At 52.7% G+C, this 15,814-nt stretch carries 16 protein-coding genes; 10 read left to right on the top strand and 6 right to left on the bottom strand.

Going from position 1 to position 15,814, the window contains the following annotated elements:
* Positions 1 to 2 precede the first annotated feature (2 nt).
* On the bottom strand, positions 3 to 1,010 hold the full coding sequence (locus tag M8Q36_RS13270; RefSeq protein WP_249881188.1) for an ABC transporter substrate-binding protein: 1,008 nt from the start codon (positions 1,008 to 1,010) through the stop codon (positions 3 to 5).
* A 227-nt stretch (positions 1,011 to 1,237) separates the two neighbouring features.
* Here M8Q36_RS13270 and M8Q36_RS13265 point away from each other — a divergent pair, with 227 nt between their 5' ends.
* From M8Q36_RS13265 to M8Q36_RS13245, 5 genes are all read left to right on the top strand, one after another.
* Positions 1,238 to 2,260: a malate/lactate/ureidoglycolate dehydrogenase gene (locus tag M8Q36_RS13265; protein WP_249881187.1), complete on the top strand. Its 1,023-nt coding sequence runs from the start codon at positions 1,238 to 1,240 to the stop codon at positions 2,258 to 2,260.
* Between the two features lie 304 nt (positions 2,261 to 2,564).
* Positions 2,565 to 3,773 carry a SpoIIE family protein phosphatase gene (locus tag M8Q36_RS13260; protein ID WP_249881186.1) on the top strand — a complete coding sequence of 403 codons (1,209 nt, stop codon included), beginning with the start codon at positions 2,565 to 2,567 and terminating at the stop codon, positions 3,771 to 3,773.
* Between the two features lie 5 nt (positions 3,774 to 3,778).
* Complete coding sequence (locus M8Q36_RS13255; RefSeq protein WP_249881185.1) at positions 3,779 to 4,360, top strand: SiaB family protein kinase; 582 nt, start codon at positions 3,779 to 3,781, stop codon at positions 4,358 to 4,360.
* Positions 4,353 to 4,769 carry a DUF1987 domain-containing protein gene (locus tag M8Q36_RS13250; RefSeq protein ID WP_249881184.1) on the top strand — a complete coding sequence of 139 codons (417 nt, stop codon included), beginning with the start codon at positions 4,353 to 4,355 and terminating at the stop codon, positions 4,767 to 4,769. The genes M8Q36_RS13255 and M8Q36_RS13250 overlap by 8 nt, the downstream gene beginning before the upstream one ends.
* Positions 4,763 to 5,530, top strand: coding sequence for a GGDEF domain-containing protein (locus M8Q36_RS13245; RefSeq protein WP_249881183.1), 768 nt, complete (start codon positions 4,763 to 4,765; stop codon positions 5,528 to 5,530). Before M8Q36_RS13250 ends, M8Q36_RS13245 begins: the two co-directional genes overlap by 7 nt.
* Positions 5,531 to 5,723: 193 nt before the next feature.
* Here the strand turns inward: M8Q36_RS13245 and M8Q36_RS13240 are convergent, their stop codons facing one another.
* The 5 genes from M8Q36_RS13240 to M8Q36_RS13220 form a co-directional block, all read right to left on the bottom strand.
* On the bottom strand, positions 5,724 to 6,230 hold the full coding sequence (locus M8Q36_RS13240) for a DUF4760 domain-containing protein (RefSeq protein ID WP_249881182.1): 507 nt from the start codon (positions 6,228 to 6,230) through the stop codon (positions 5,724 to 5,726).
* 282 nt (positions 6,231 to 6,512) lie between these two features.
* Entirely contained in the window at positions 6,513 to 7,274 is a 762-nt protein-coding gene (locus tag M8Q36_RS13235; RefSeq protein WP_017458705.1) for an amino acid ABC transporter ATP-binding protein, read from the bottom strand.
* Entirely contained in the window at positions 7,267 to 7,932 is a 666-nt protein-coding gene (locus M8Q36_RS13230) for an amino acid ABC transporter permease (protein WP_045513859.1), read from the bottom strand. The genes M8Q36_RS13235 and M8Q36_RS13230 overlap by 8 nt, the downstream gene beginning before the upstream one ends.
* A gap of 14 nt (positions 7,933 to 7,946) precedes the next feature.
* Positions 7,947 to 8,588, bottom strand: a complete 642-nt coding sequence (locus M8Q36_RS13225; RefSeq protein WP_045513856.1) for an amino acid ABC transporter permease — start codon at positions 8,586 to 8,588, stop codon at positions 7,947 to 7,949.
* A 45-nt stretch (positions 8,589 to 8,633) separates the two neighbouring features.
* Complete coding sequence (locus M8Q36_RS13220; protein ID WP_017458708.1) at positions 8,634 to 9,482, bottom strand: transporter substrate-binding domain-containing protein; 849 nt, start codon at positions 9,480 to 9,482, stop codon at positions 8,634 to 8,636.
* A gap of 232 nt (positions 9,483 to 9,714) precedes the next feature.
* Between M8Q36_RS13220 and pdxR the strand changes: the two genes are divergently transcribed.
* From pdxR to M8Q36_RS13195, 5 genes are all read left to right on the top strand, one after another.
* The gene (gene pdxR, locus M8Q36_RS13215) at positions 9,715 to 11,178 is read left to right on the top strand and encodes a MocR-like pyridoxine biosynthesis transcription factor PdxR (RefSeq protein ID WP_249881181.1); all 1,464 of its coding nucleotides are present in this window, start codon (positions 9,715 to 9,717) and stop codon (positions 11,176 to 11,178) included.
* An 85-nt stretch (positions 11,179 to 11,263) separates the two neighbouring features.
* Positions 11,264 to 12,382, top strand: a complete 1,119-nt coding sequence (locus M8Q36_RS13210; RefSeq protein WP_249881180.1) for a YbdK family carboxylate-amine ligase — start codon at positions 11,264 to 11,266, stop codon at positions 12,380 to 12,382.
* 211 nt (positions 12,383 to 12,593) lie between these two features.
* Entirely contained in the window at positions 12,594 to 14,501 is a 1,908-nt protein-coding gene (locus M8Q36_RS13205; protein WP_249881179.1) for a methyl-accepting chemotaxis protein, read from the top strand.
* Between the two features lie 73 nt (positions 14,502 to 14,574).
* Positions 14,575 to 14,817 carry a DUF1158 family protein gene (locus M8Q36_RS13200; RefSeq protein WP_017458712.1) on the top strand — a complete coding sequence of 81 codons (243 nt, stop codon included), beginning with the start codon at positions 14,575 to 14,577 and terminating at the stop codon, positions 14,815 to 14,817.
* A gap of 330 nt (positions 14,818 to 15,147) precedes the next feature.
* A complete protein-coding gene (locus M8Q36_RS13195) occupies positions 15,148 to 15,747 on the top strand; it encodes a nitroreductase family protein (RefSeq protein WP_020454640.1) in 600 nt (199 codons plus the stop codon).
* Positions 15,748 to 15,814: the final 67 nt, after the last annotated feature.

Below are 15,814 nucleotides of genomic sequence, written 5' to 3'. Positions count from 1 at the left end.
GGTTAGCTGCCCGGGTTTTCCCACGCTTCGCTGAAGAAGTACGCTTTCCACGAGTCGGCTTTGTTTTTTAGCACGCCCAGCTCATGCAGTTTTTCCGCATACACACCGGTGCGCTCCGGGGAGACGGTGAAGCTTATTTCCGGGTCATTGACGATTTTCTGCACCAGCGGTAATGGCAGACGAGATTTTTCCACACGAATATAGGTTTCAGCGGCGGCATTCTTATCCGCATTAATAATTTTTGCGGCTTCGCTCAGCGCGCGATAAAAAGCTTTATAGGTTTTCGGGTTCTCGTCGTGGAATTTCTGCGTGGTGTAAAGCACGTTAAACGTTGCCTGCCCGCCTAATACGTCATATGAACTCAAGATTTTATGCACGTTGCTGTGTTCGAGAGCCTGATACTGAAACGGCGGGCTGGAGAAATGGGTGGTAATTTCTGATCCTCCGGCAATTAACGCCGCGCTGGCATCCGGGTGTGGCAGGCTAACACTGATATTATCGAAGCGTTTAAAATCGGCATCGCCATATAATTTAGCGGTTTCAATCTGTAATGTGCGGGACTGAAAACCGACGCCAGCAGCCGGCACCGCAATGCGATCTTTATCGCTCAAATCTTTAATGCTTTTCACCGCCGGGTTATTACTGAGTAAATAATTGGGCATTGAACCGAGGGAAGCAATGGCCTTCACGTTCTGCTTACCTTTGGTACGATCCCACAGCGTCAGCAACGGCGGTACGCCTGCAGAAGCGACATCCAGCGCGCCGGAAAGCAGCGCTTCATTCATCCCCGTCGCGCCAGAGATGGTGCGCCAGTCAACGGTAATATCCAGCCCCTCTTTTTTACCCTCTTTTTCGATAAGTTGCTGGTCGCGTACAACATCAAGAATTAAATAACCAATACCAAATTGCTGCGCAATGCTGATTTTCCCTTCGGCAAATGCCGAATGCGCGATGCCGCTTAAGGTAAAAAGCGCCAGCGCTCCGGCGAGCGTTTTGTTTATTGTATTCATGCCTGTCCCCAGTTTTTTAATTTTTCAAACGAAAATGATTGGCTGGTGGGGTAAGAAAATGGAAATGATTTAATCAGTAATGCTTAGTTAAAAAATCACAATGAGATGTTACTCATCGCTTTATTCAGGCGGCAGGAAAAGATAGTTTTTTTTAATGGTTAGGCACGTTCTGCATCGTCGTTATAGTCGAAAACTCCTCTTTATTATCCTCAATGAGTTAAGGGATTATGCCGCTATTTTCACATCAGCAGTTACGCGCGCTGCTGCAACAACACTTGCTGCGGGTAAATACCGCGCCTGAGATTGCGCAGAAAGTTGCTGATAACCTGGTGGAAGCGTCGTTAAAAGGCCACGACTCGCACGGCGTGACGCTACTTCCTCGTTATATTCGCGCCATCCTGGCCGGCGATTTGAACGCCAATGCCAGCCTGCAAACGGTACGTGAAGAAGGCGCGATCCTCTCTTTTGACGGCAACCACGGTTTTGGTCAGTTGCTGGGCGAGCAAGCAATGGCGGCAGGCATCGCCCGCGCAGAGCAGTCTGGCGTGGCGATTGTCGGCTTAGCCAATTCACACCACCTGGGCCGCATTGGCGCATGGGCGGAACAGGTCGCCGCTGCCGGGCTGGTGTCTATCCATTTTGCTAACGTTGCCGCGCCATCAGCGGTGCTACCGTTTAATGGGCGGCACGCCAGGCTCGGCACGAACCCGTTTTGCGTGGGCGTGCCGCTGCCGGGACGCCCGCCAGTGGTACTGGATTTTGCGACCAGCGCGATTGCCGGGAATAAAGCCCGCATCGCGTGGAATGAAGGGCGATCCATACCGGAAGGCTGCGCCGTGGATGCTCACGGGCAACCAACAACCGATCCGGGTGTATTAATGACGGAACCGCGCGGCGCATTGTTGCCGTTCGGCGGCCATAAAGGCGCAGGGTTATCGCTGATTTGCAGCCTGCTCGGCGCAGCGTTGACCGGGGGTGAAACCGAAAGCCACCAAATCCCGCCGCGCGCGGGGATCATCAATAATATGTTGTCGATTCTTTTCGATCCGCAAAAGCTGGGGGCTGGTGAGCAATATCAGCACGCACTGCTGGCGCAGATCGACTATCTGCGCGAAGGGCAAGAAGACCGGGATGTGCAAATCCCCGGCGAGCCAGAACGACGTGCGTACACCCGTCGCCAGCAGGCAGGTATTTATATAGATGATGTGAGCTGGCGCGAATTTCTTGAACTCGAGGCATTAAATCAGTGAAGCCGCACAAAACTTGGGGTTGACCGCAAAGATGATAAAGATTATCTTTCGCATTACCGAATAGTTGAGCAAATCACTCAGGTATTCGGTACGACATTGCTCACATTGCTTCCAGTATTATTTGCCCGCCTGACAAGTGCGGGCTTTTTTTTACCCCCTCTCCTCTCGCCGCCGCAGATATGACTGTGGTTTTGCTTAGGGAGCAATAATCTCCCGTTATTCATCGGCTTACTTAATTGAAATCAAACCGTCACAAACCCACCTTAACCTAAGATTATTCTTATATCGGGATGCTGTTTGAATCATGGATATACCGCTCTCTTCGCGACAGCTTAATGCTGGTATCTTGCGCCTTGCCGTCCCGCACGTGACACCGGATGCCAATAATGTGCAGGTCATGTCGCTGTTCAATGAACACAAATCGTTAATTGGCCTGCCGGTGCTGGAAAATAACCGCCCTATTGGCATGATTAACCGACATATTTTTCTGTCGCAGATGAGCCGTCCGTTTTTCCATGAACTGTATGACCAGAAAAGCTGCATCGCGTTTATGGATAAAAACCCGCTGATTGTCGATGCCGATTGCGCTCTCGAATACCTGTCCGAGCGGGTGATCGAAACCGGTGACAAAGCCGTCACCGAAGGGTTTATCCTCACCCAGCAGGGGCAATACATCGGTATTGGCCTGGGCATTGACCTTATCCGCACGGTCTCGGATTTACAGGCCAAACAGCATCTGCAAATTATGCAAAGCCTTGAATACGCGCGCATTATTCAGGAATCTATGCTGAGCCGCTCGCGTAACACCATTGAAAAAACGCTGGATGACTGGTGCCTGCACTGGCACCCGCGCGACTGCGTTGGCGGCGATATCTATGCTTTTCAGCGCGTGGAAAATGGCTGGTTGATGGTGCTGGCGGATTGCACCGGGCATGGCGTTCCCGGCGCGTTTATGACCTTTATTTTCTCCTCGGCACTGGAAAAAGCGCTCAGCCTCGCCCCTGCGAACGCGCCGGAACAATTGCTCAGCCTGATCAACCAACATATCAAACAGACGCTCAGCCAGGTGCATCCTTCTGCCGATCGCAGCCAGTCTAACGATGGCTGCGACGCCATTGTTCTGTTTGTTGATACGCAAAACGAGCAAGTCAGTTGGGCGAGCGCGCGCATGCACGCTTTCGTACTCAGCCAGGAAGCTGAGAGCACAACAACGCTTGAAAGCTGCCGCAAAGGTGTGGGTTACACCGACACGCCGGTGGATTACCAGTGGCAGCGCTACCAGGCTCCATTGCGTCGTGGCGACACGTTCTTGATTGTTTCTGATGGCGCGACCGACCAGCCAGGCGGCCCGCGCAATGTAATGTTTGGCAAAAAACGTATTCAGTCACTGTTAGCGCAAAACCGCACGCTGCCAATGCCTGCACTTTCCGACGCCCTGCTCGCGGCGCTGAAAGCCTGGCAGGGGCAGCAAGCCTCGCGCGATGACATGACGTGGTTTGGTTTTCGCTGGTGAACAACATGCAAATAAACGACCTGCAGGTCAAAGAAGCCGTTCTGTTACCCCTTTTTACGCTGCAACGGCAAAACGCCGTTGAGCTTTTTTATACGGGCTATTTTTCCCAGCAGCATATTGTTTCGCTGGGTGAAGTCATTCGTACATGGCTGGATAAACATGAATCCTCAGCGGTAACGCGCAGAAAGCTGTTCTCAGCTTTTATCGAGATGGGGCAAAACATTGTGCGTTACTCCTCAGATGACCGCTATTTATCGACTGAACAGCAAGAGCTGCGCTTCGGTTCGGTCTGCTTTCATATGGATCAAACTCACTATTATCTCGAAACCGCAAACCTGGTGGGGCCGGAAGCATCTACGTTATTGCAGACAAATCTCGATGTGTTGCGCGGTATGTCGCAGGCGGAGATCCGCGATGCCTGGAAACAGGGGCTACGCAGTGAAGCTCCTGTCACCAGTAAAGGCGCGAACATTGGTTTGTTGACCATGGCGCGGGATACCAGCCTGCCGCTGGAATATCGCATTCACCCTCTGGCGGCGAGTTCTCTGTCCGCCTTTCACTTAAAGGCAACGTTCTGCCATGACTGATATGACACTGACGCCGGTTATTGAATTGCCCGCCACCGCCGCGACGCCGGAGGTGAAATTTGATTTTGCTGTCCAACGCCTGATGCTGAAAGGCGAAGCTTACCCGGAAAATGCCGCCGCATTTTTTCGCCCGTTGATGGATGCGCTGGAAGGCTGGTTGCAGAGTGGCCAGCAGACGGACGCGCCGCTCCAGTTGCATGTGGCGCTGAGCTACTTCAACAGCTCCAGCACCAAGCTGTTATTTACGCTGTTCGAAAGTCTGAATGATTACGCCCGAGGCGGCGCGGCGTGTGAGCTGTACTGGTACTATGACGCGGAGGACGATATCTCCGAGGAGTTTGGCCAGGAGTTGCGCATCGATTTCCCGTCGCTGACCGTTTTTCTTATCCCGGACATCAACGCATGTTAGATATCAATGAGCTATTCAAGGAGGATTATTCCGTTCTCGAAGATGCCCGCCTGGCCGCTGCTGACGACAGGCTGACGGCGGATGCCTGCCGTGAAAAATTGTGGTCGGTGGCGAAAAACTACCAGCGGCTGATCCGCGAATCGTATCGCCTGATTTCACGCAGTGATCGCGCCGAGCGCGAGCTCAATCGCATGAATGAGCAGTTGCAACAGCTCGCGGCACGCCTTGAATATGAGGCGACGCACGACCCACTAACCGCCGTGTTTAATCGCAGCGCAATCATTAATCACATTAACCAGGGTCTGACGACCGGCCATGTGGCGCTGATCCTGCTTGATATTGATCATTTCAAACGCATTAATGATGAGTACGGTCACCCGATGGGCGACCGCGTGATTTGTGCGCTGGTGGCGCGTATTCGCCGTGCCGTGCCGCAAAGCGCGGCAATCGGTCGCGTCGGTGGAGAGGAATTCACCATTGTGCTGCCAAAAGCGCGTGTCGAAGAGGCGATGATCACGGCCAGTTATATTCACTCATCGCTGAACGCTTCACCGCTCGAGGTGCTTCCCCAGCAGCTGGTGACCGCCAGTTTTGGTGTCAGTTTGGGGTATAAAGACAGTGATTTCGAGACGCTGTATAGCATGGCCGACACCGCGCTGTATCACGCGAAAAAACGCGGGCGTAACCAGGTGGCGCTGCATGAGGATTTTTTTCGTCCGCAGCTAAAAATGGGGCTGTCGTCGGAAAATGTTCAGCATTGAGGAAGCGGGCGTTCGACTACGTTCGGCAGAGTGCAACGATCCGCCGCAACACATGGTGCTTTGCGGCAGGCTTTCAGCCTGTCTTGCTCTGATGTAACCGACGCTTACCGGGTCAACGTTCGCGAAAACAGCAATCCAGGCGTGGGCATCGCAGAAAAATGAAGATAACTGAGCCAATTTGCCAGGGGGTTTGTCAGATTGTTTTATTGTTCTTAAGCGGCTTGTTTTTCCAGCGTTTATGCAACCATTCAAACTCCTGATAAGTAAGAGAAGTACGCAGTTTTTCCCGTAACGCCTTAATCAGCGGCTCAGCGGTTTCGTAGGTGTTTATTACCGTCGTATATGAGGCCTGCTTAATCATGTTTTCCTCATAAATACCTGCTCTTATGCTCACCGCCATACGCTCATAGAAATTAAGAATGTATTGTATTTTTCGTCCTTCGTAGTTCTCATCCTTTGAAAGATTTTCTGCAACAGGGAACACATATGAACGGAAGGATTTCCCGGAGTCGCGAACGCGCCGAAGTGTATGCAGACCATCAATGTATTCACTGTCTTTTCTGCTTTCAAAAAGAAAGGTCGCCGTTTGGGTTTTACGGGCCATCTTCACGTTAAATCGGATGGTAAGAACAGCGGTACAAATACCGCCAAAAACAAGCAGATTGCTGATGACTTGCCACGCTGTCGGACTGATTTCCATAGACAATTCCCTGTCATTAGATAAAAAAAGCGGAGCCTGAGCTCCGCCTGTAAAAAAATTGTCTGTCAGAAACCGTCGAACTCATCACATTTTTTCATATAAATCTCCCTGTACGCATTACCCTAACAATGAGTGAAATTTCACTTAGGTGGTGATTTTATAATCGCAGTAGCCGCTTCGCAATGGCAAGTCCAATGCAATCCTGTTTGGATATTTCAAAGTGCGGCACCGCTCGAAAAACAACGATTAGCGGTCTGTTTTATCGGTTCTGAATCACTATCCTCACCTGCTGGATTGCAAAAACTTCCTCACCCTGTCTGAATCCGGGTTGGTGAAAAATTTCTCCGGTGGTGCTTTCTCGATCAGCAGCCCTTTTTCCAGAAACACCACTTCATCCGATACCTGGCGGGCGAAATCCATCTCGTGCGTCACTACTACCATGGTGTAACCCTCTGCGGCGAGATCTTTCATCACGCCCAGCACTTCGTTAACCAGTTCCGGATCCAGCGCTGAAGTGGGTTCATCAAATAAAATCACCTCCGGCGACATCGCCAGCGAACGGGCAATCGCCACGCGCTGCTTCTGACCGCCGGACAGCGTAATCGGGTAGACATCGGCTTTATGGTTCATGCCGACCTTTTCCAGTTGCCGGTGGGCAATCTCATTCGCCTGTTCACGCTTCATCCCCTTCACATGCACCAGCGCTTCGCTGACGTTGTGCAGCACGGATAGATGCGGCCACAGGTTAAAGCTCTGGAACACCATGCCAACCCGTTCACGGATGTGTGAAAGATCTTTATGCGACATCGCTTTGCCGGTTTTTTCATCCACACCGATGCGCTGCCCGCTGATACGCACTTCACCGCGATCCGGCTGTTCCAGCCAGTTCATACAGCGCAGCAGCGTCGATTTCCCCGAACCGGACGACCCCAGAATGCTGACCACCGTGCCCTTCTTTACGGTCAGATTGATATCGCGCAGCACTTCCACGTTATCAAACTGTTTGGACAGGTTTTTGATGCTTACCGCGCTTGCTTCAGGCATGGGTCATTCCTCTTTTCGCTCCGTAATGGCTCAACCGCTTAATCAGCAACTCCAGCAGAATGCTGATGCCCCAGTACAGCGCAATGGCGACAATAAAGGCGTTAAACGGAATAAAGTACGTGGACTGCACACTGTTCGCGGCGGCGGTGATCTCCTGCACGGTAATAATGCACAGAAACGCCGTGTCCTTCAGGCAAATAATCAGCTGGTTGCCCATTAAGGGCAGCGCGGAAGAGACAATATTCGGCAGAATAATACGCAGGAAGATCTTATAACGAGAAAAACCTTGCGATACGGCAGCTTCAATATAGCCCGAGGAGAATATTCTGCGCTGACTGCGTAATATTTCGAAGAAATAGGCACCATGATAAATTACCAGGGCTAATAACCCTGCGGTCCAGGCGTCCATGCTGATACCTAACTGCGGTAAACCGTAATAAAGCAGATACGCCAGAATCAAAAACGGTATTGCCCGCATCAGGCTGACAAAAGCAATAATCAGGCGATGAACAACACGGTTCTGATATTCCATCAGGTAGCAAAATAGCACACCGATCAATAACCCGACCACGGCGGCAATAATAAATAACTCTAACGTCGCCAGCAGCCCGTTGAAAAAACTCTCACGCGCGGCCCAAATAATTCCCCACTGATTCATATACCCTCCGCCTTTTATCGCGCCAGGCGCTTCGCTTTGCGTTCAGCTACGCCCTGCAACTTCAGCAGCAGGCCGATAATAATCACGTATAACAGCGCCGCAGCGAGGATCGGCGACAGCGGTTCATAGGTCACTGATGAGATCCGGTTAGTGACGCGCGTTAAATCCACGACACCAATCACCGCAATCGCCGGGCTGCCTTTGATCAAAAACGACATCTCGTTGACCAGCGCCGGCAGGCTTTCGATCCACATTTGCGGCAACATAATGTGGCGGAAATAGGTCCAGCGCCGCATCCCCACAGACTCCGCCGCTTCCCGCTGTTCACGTGGGAAATTACGAAACGCGTTGCGCCAGATTTCCGCGTTAAACGCCGAGGTGTTCAGCGTCAGCGCGACAATCGCCGCCAGCGTTTTATCCAGGTTAATGCCGAGCGTCGGCAGGGATAAAAACAGAAACAATACCAGCGTCACCAGCGGCGTGGCTCGCGCCAGGCTGATGTAAACCACCAGAAACTGGTCAATAAACGGGATCTTCATCATGCGGATGAAGGCGATAACCAGGCCGATAACCACCCCGAACGCAATCGCCACGCCTGAGATCCAGAGGGTCGTCCATGCGCCTTCAATCAATAACTGCCATGAGATTAAGTCCATGTTCCCTCCTGTTAAAACGGGCGGCGGTTGCCCGCCGCAGAATACTTACAAACCGGCTAACTTGTGGAACTGATCGGCGCTAGTGATCGGCTCTTTCGGCAGTTCATAGGTTTCGCCAAACCACTTTTTCTGCAGCTCAGTGAGTTTGCCGGTTTCAGTCATATGGTTCATAAAACCGGTCATAAATTTCAGCAGTTCCGGTGAGTTTTTCGGGATCGGCCACGCCATGTAACCCGGACCGGAAACGGCCAGGCCTTTGGCAAAGACTTTCGGTTTGGCTTTCACCAGATCGTTGACGGAAATCACCACGTTAATCACGTAATCAACGCGCTTGTTCGCCAGATCGGCGTAGGCTTCCGGGTAGGATTGGTACTCCACCACCGGTCCGAGTTTTCCACCCACTTTCTCCAGCATCGCTTTCAGCTCCGGCAAACGCGCCAGCAACGCGCTGCCCGCCTGTACGCCCACTTTTTTACCGCTGAGATCGGCAATGGTATTTAAGGTTTTATCGTCGGCGCGTTTGACAAAATAGTGCTGCGCGGAGGCCCACGGCGGGGTGAAATTAAAGACATTGAGGCGTTCATCGGTAATTACCGCACCGGTGAGTGCCATATCATATTGGCCGGTGGAAACCGCAGCGAGTAGTCCCGTCCACGGTAAGATACTTTGGTTAATATTGAATTTCGCGTATTTGCGTAATTCCTCAAGCATGTCCTTATTAAAACCATCCGTCTGGCCATTATTCATAAAATTGAATGGCGCGTAATCGTCTTCGGTCGCCACTTTCATGGTGCCAGATTTTTCAATTTCGGGTAAATCCGCTGCGACTGCGTGTAAGGAAAATGCCAAAGCGATCGTGGCTGCAAGACAATATTTGCCGAATACGTTTTTCATCTCTCCACCCTTATTTAATGTGCCAGACCGGTATATCCCAGGTGTGCCGGAAGCGTTGCAAGATATATGCCGAAACACGACATCGTGTGTTTTTCGTGACTGCGTTTTTACAATAGGGAGGCTTGCGCTTTTGTGAATAGAGCCAGTTCTGGCGAATGAGTGTGTCAGTTAACAGGAAGCTGGTATGGAATTTGCTCCATCGCATTACGTGATATATCCGAAGGAGTGCAGCATGATTCGTCACCTGTTGAATGTGAATTTTGACGGCCAGCGTGGATTGCAGGAGCAAGTCCGCGAATGTTTGATCAACGCCATTCTGAGCGGGATTTTTCCGGCGGATACCGCGCTGCCCTCCTGCCGTCAGCTTGCCAGCCAGCTTAACGTTTCGCGCAATACCACCGCGCTGGTGTTTGAAGGCCTGGTCAACGAAGGTTATCTGGTGAGCCGCCCGCGCAGCGGTTATTACCTGCACCCGGATTACTACCGTTGCGGGCAAAACCCGACGCCACCTGCACCTGAATGCGAAAGCGCTGCACCACGCTGGGGCAACCGCCTGAAAATCACCCCCAGCCAGCAGGAATCCATCCTTAAACCAGCGGGCTGGATGCACTACCGCTACCCGTTTATCTACGGGCAGCCTTATACGCAGCAATTCCCGCTTGCGAGCTGGCGCGCGGCGGCAAACTGGCTGCACGGTGGTGTGCGCGACCCGGCATGGGTTATCGATCATATTGACCAGGATGTGCCGATGCTGATTGAGCAGATCCGCACCCGCGTGTTGCCCAAACGTGGCATCGTTGCCGCACCGGATGAGATCCTGATTACGCTCGGCTCGCAAAACGCGCTCTATCTGCTGACGCGTTTGCTGATGTCGCCCGCGACGCGCGTGGCGGTGGAAAACCCCGGCTTTCGCGAAGCCATTAACACCTTCTTATTAAGCGAGCCGCAAATCGTGCCGCATGACGTGGATAGCGAAGGGCTGGTGCTCAACGAAACCCCTTGCGACTACTACTATGTTACGCCAGGCCACCAGGTACCGACTGGCGTGACAATGAGCAAAGCGCGGCGCGTGCAATTGCTCGATTACGCTGCCCGCCATGATGCAGTGGTGATCGAGGACGATTACGACTCGGAAAGTAACTTTATGCAAAATCCGCTGCCCGCGCTGAAAGCCAGCGATCGCAGCGGGCGCGTGATTTATGTCAGCAGTTTGTCCAAAGCACTGTCGCCGGGGTTACGGCTGGGGTATATGGTCGCCGCGCCGGAAATCATTGATGAAGCGCGGGCGCTGCGCCGCCTGGTGTACCGTCATCCGCCAACCAATATTCAATACCAGATGGCGCATTTTCTGGCGCAGGGGCATTACGAAACCCATTTGCGCCGCTACCACGAAGACTCCGCCCGCCGCTGGGATTGTCTGCACAACGCGCTACACACGTTTCTTCCGGAGTGCCAGTTGATGCTGGGTAGCGAACATGCCAACGCCTTCTGGCTGCGCACACCAGAACAGATCAACACCCAGCAACTGACCTGGCGCGCCGCCCACGCGGGCGTATTGATTGAGCCTGGCGCGCGGCATTTTCTTGATGCCGCGCCGCCGGATAACTTCTTTCGTATGGGATTTCACGCGATCAATCCGGATGCAATTGCCCCTGGCGTGGAAGTGTTGCGCGGCCAACTGGCGCAGCTATGTTGATATTTTGAGCGGTTGTCGCCGCCTCGCAGGAAGGAATGCGTAATCGCTTCCATAATGAAGCAAACCCATTTATCGCGAGAACGCTATGCCACTGCCGGATTTTCATGTTTCTGAACCGTTTACGCTCGGCATTGAACTGGAGTTACAGGTCGTTAACCCGCCGGGTTACGATTTGAGCCAGGACTCTTCACGGCTGATTGAAGCGGTAAAACACCAGATAAGTGCCGGTGAGGTCAAGCATGACATCACCGAAAGCATGCTGGAGATTGCCACCGGCGTGTGCCGGGATATCAACCAGGCGGCGCATCAGTTTTCCGCCATGCAGCATGTGATTTTGCAGGCCGCATCCGAGCACCATGTGCAGATATGCGGCGGCGGTACTCACCCTTTTCAGAAGTGGCAGCGCCAGGAGATCTGCAATGATGAGCGTTATAGCCGCACGCTGGAGACGTTTGGTTATCTGATGCAACAAGCGACGGTGTTTGGCCAGCATGTGCATGTTGGCTGCACCAACGGCGACGATGCGATCTATTTGCTGCATGGTCTTTCCCGTTTTGTGCCGCACTTTATTGCGCTCAGCGCCGCCTCGCCCTATATCCAGGGCACCGACACCCGCTATGCGTCTTCGCGCCTGAACATTTTCTCTTCCTTTCCTGATAATGGCCCGATGCCGTGGGTGGCGAACTGGCAGGAGTTTGAAGGGCTGTTTCGCCGCCTGAGCTACACCTCAATGATTGAAAGCATCAAAGATTTGCACTGGGACATTCGCCCCAGCCCGCATTTTGGCACCGTTGAAGTGCGGGTCATGGACACGTCACTAACGCTTTCGCACGCCATTAATGTTGCCGGGTTTATCCAGGCGCTGTCGCACTGGCTGCTGGCTGAGCGGCCGTTTAAACACCAGCCGCAGGATTATTTACTGTATAAATTCAACCGCTTTCAGGCCTGCCGTTACGGGCTGGAAGGTCTGATTACCGATGTGCACACCGGTGAGCGGTACACCATTGCTGACGATCTCACTCGCCTGCTGGAGAAGCTCGCGCCGTCGGCAGATAAACTGAATGCAGGTAGCGCCCTGGATGAACTGGCAAACGTGGTGAAACGCGGGAAAAGTGAAGCACAGATGATGCGTGAATTTATCGCCGATGGTGGCTCGCTAATTGGATTAATGCAAAAACACGCTGAGATTTGGGCGGCAGGCTAACGCATTAATTTTTTAGTTATTATTCTTAACCACAACATAAATAACCTGCGCATCAGCAGGTTATTTTTTCTTATTACGCAAAATCATAACCACTAAGTGGTAGATGGATTCAACAGAATTGATAAATATCAACAAGCCCTGCGTTAGAAATAAAGCCCCCGCACTCAACTCCGATAACGAATTAAAGCAAACGAGAACATGAGGCATTTGTATGAGATGGATTTACCGTTTATCAATGAAATTTAAATTATTACTGGCTTTACTGCCTTTATTGTTTGCCCTCATATGGTTAGCAACCAGCGGCATCCTGGCGCGCGTGGAAACAGGCCAGCAGATGCGCACCATCATGTCATTAACGGATCTGGCGAAAAATGCCGGTGGCGTTATTCATGAATTACAAAAAGAGCGTGGTATGAGTGCAGGATATATCGGCAGTAAAGGTCAGCAATTTAACGCTGAGTTAACTGCACAATATATTCTCTCTGATAAAGCCCTGAGCCAATTAGCTGAAGCATTAAAAGAATTTCCGCTCCAGCGGGCGAATAATGATATTCGTCATGCGCTCGATCAATTCCACCAGCATCAACAAGGCATAACAGATTTTCGCCAACAAATTCATGCCCTCAGCGTCAGCGGCACGGAATCACTGACCTGGTACAGCACCATTATTAGCGATTTACTTAATGTGGTAGGCGGTATTAGTCAGTTGACGGACAACGGCGAAATTGTCAATCAACTGGCGGCATATTACAGCGTACTGAATGCCAAAGAGCAAACCGGCGTTGAGCGTGCGCTGATGTCCAACGTGTTTTCCGCCGACCGATTTACCGACGGGCAGTTCCGTCAGTTAAACGAAGTGGTTGGCAAGCAACTTTCCTGGCTGGCGGCGACGCGAGCGTTCAGTACTGCCGCCGTCAATGAACGGCTGACGGCGCAACTGCAAACTCCGGAAGTAACGCGCGCGCTTGAGATGCGCCAGCAGGCAATTGACCATGTGGCAACCGGCGGTTTTGGCATCGCGCCGACAGACTGGTTTAACACCCAGACTGCGCGCATTAATACGCTGAAATCTGTGGAAGATGCCGCGGCAAATACCTTGCTGCTAACGGCAAAAGGTCTGGCGGATAATGCCTGGCGCGATGTGATCGTTTTTGCGGTGATAAGCGTCGCAGCCCTGGTGATCGCGCTTTTCTTCGCCCTGCTGGTGGCCAGTAGTATCCATCGCCAGTTGCACCATTCACTGGCAACGATTGAAGGGATGGACGGCGATCTCACCCAGCGGCTGGATGTGCCGGGAAGCGACGAGCTGTCGTTGCTGAACCGCGCTTACAACCAGGCCATCGAGAATATTCAGCATATTGTCAGCGAGATAAAACACGGCGCGGGCGTGTTGCGCGGCGCCAGTTCCGAGATCGCCAGCGGGAACCAGGATCTGGCCTCACGAACGGATGAACAAGCCGCGTCACTGGTGGAAACCGCGGCCAGCATGGAGCAAATCGCAACCGCAGTGAACCAGACGGCGGATAACGCCAACGAAGCCAAACGGCTGACGCAAGAGATGGAGCAACAGGTGCAGGAAGCAAGCCGGGTGGCGGGTGAAGCCAGCCAGAGCATGATTGCCATTCGCGGCTCCAGCGAGCAGATCTCAAATATTGTTAGTTCAATTGACGAAATCTCCTTCCAGACCAACCTGCTGGCACTGAATGCGGCAGTTGAAGCCGCACGCGCCGGTGAGCTGGGTAAAGGTTTCGCCGTGGTGGCGAGCGAAGTGCGTAACCTTTCGCAGCGGTGCGCCAATGACGCGCACCAGATCCGCGAACTGGTGAGCAAAAACATGGAGCAGATCCAGCAAGGCGTCACGCTGGTGCAGGCTTCTGACCGCGCGCTGCAATCGGCAAAAGCCCATACCGGGCAGATGCTGGCGTTTGTCAGCGATATTGCGCGTGCGGCGAGCGAGCAGTCACTGGGCGTGTCGCAGGTGCATCAAGCCCTGAACCAACTGGAGCAGGTCACCCAGCAAAATGCCGGGCTGGTCGCCAGCGCGGCGACCGCCAGTCAGATGCTGGATCAACAATCGGAAACCATGGCGACGCTGGTTGACCGCTTCGTCGTAGCGTAAAAGCCTGTCGGGGAACGTTGCACAGCGCGCCGCTTTCCCCGACAATGCGGCTTTTCACCTTCGATTAACGCTTATGAAACACTCGCTCGAACCGCTGCTTACGCTGGCAGGTATTCTGCTGATGGCTTTTCTCTCCGTGCTGCTGCTTCCTGCCCCTGCGCTTGGGTTGCAACTGGCGCAAAGCCTGGTGCAGCGCTTTCATCTGCTGGATTTGACGCAGCTTTATATCATTCTTTATTGCCTGTGGTTTTTGTTGCTCGGCACGGTGGAGTTTTTTGTGGTGCGCTTTATCTGGAAGCGCTGGCTCGCCGCCTGAAAACACCCTGGTTCCCCTTCCCTGTGCTTGTACAGTGGGGAACATACCCCCTTCCCTCTTGATAACTATTCAAAAGTCATTCTAATTTTTTGAACACTACGCGCAAATAGTTCAGCTTTTTCTTTCCCTTTCACCGGCCTATTATTCGTTTCATCAGGGCAAAACAGCCCATTACAAACGGAACTGGCCCGCAGGTTGGCCGTAAATTAATCAAAACTTTCGTTGCAGGCCAGATTAACCATGAACCCATTACAGAAACTTTTTAGCGCTTTGTTTCCACAGTCCGCAGGTAACAACGTAGCGGACGTGCAGCCAACTTCAGGAGTGACTATGTCAGACAATTTTCTCGCTTTAGCAAAACAACGCCGCACTATCTACGCCCTGGGTAAAGATCTGCCGGTGGCAGAAGATGTGGTCATTGAAACCATCAAAGAAGCGATTCGTCAGGCACCTTCGGCGTTTAACTCACAGAGTTCCCGCGCGCTGATCCTGTTAGGTAAAGAACATGTGCAGTTCTGGGAGCTGACTCGCGAGCAACTGAGAAAAATCGTGCCGGAAGAGAGCTTTAAAGCCACTTCCGACAAGCTGGACGGCTTTGCCGCAGCGGCGGGTTCCGTGCTGTTCTTTGAAGATCAGGATGTGGTGAAAGGCTTGCAGGAGCAGTTCGCCGCTTACGCCGATAACTTCCCGGTATGGTCTGAACACAGCACCGGTATCGCACAGTACGCCGTGTGGCTGGCGCTGACCGAAAAAGGCATCGGCGCGAACCTGCAACACTATAACCCACTGGTTGACGCCGATGTGCAGCGCACCTGGGGTATTCCGGAGAACTGGAAACTGCGCGGCCATATGAACTTCGGTTCGATCGTGGCCCCGGCTGGCGATAAAGCCTTTATGGATGACGCCAAACGCTTTGTGGTTGCCCGTTAATCGACGGAATTCACGCTGCGTGCAGTAAGTTGACAGCCATAAAAAAGCCGCCTTAATAAAGGCGGCT

Origin of the sequence: Kosakonia sp. R1.Fl (genome assembly GCF_023516815.1) — a bacterium.
In the GTDB taxonomy this organism is placed as follows: Bacteria; Pseudomonadota; Gammaproteobacteria; order Enterobacterales; family Enterobacteriaceae; genus Kosakonia.
Note: the sequence above shows the minus strand (reverse complement) of the source record. Positions and strands in the feature narration are given on the sequence as shown.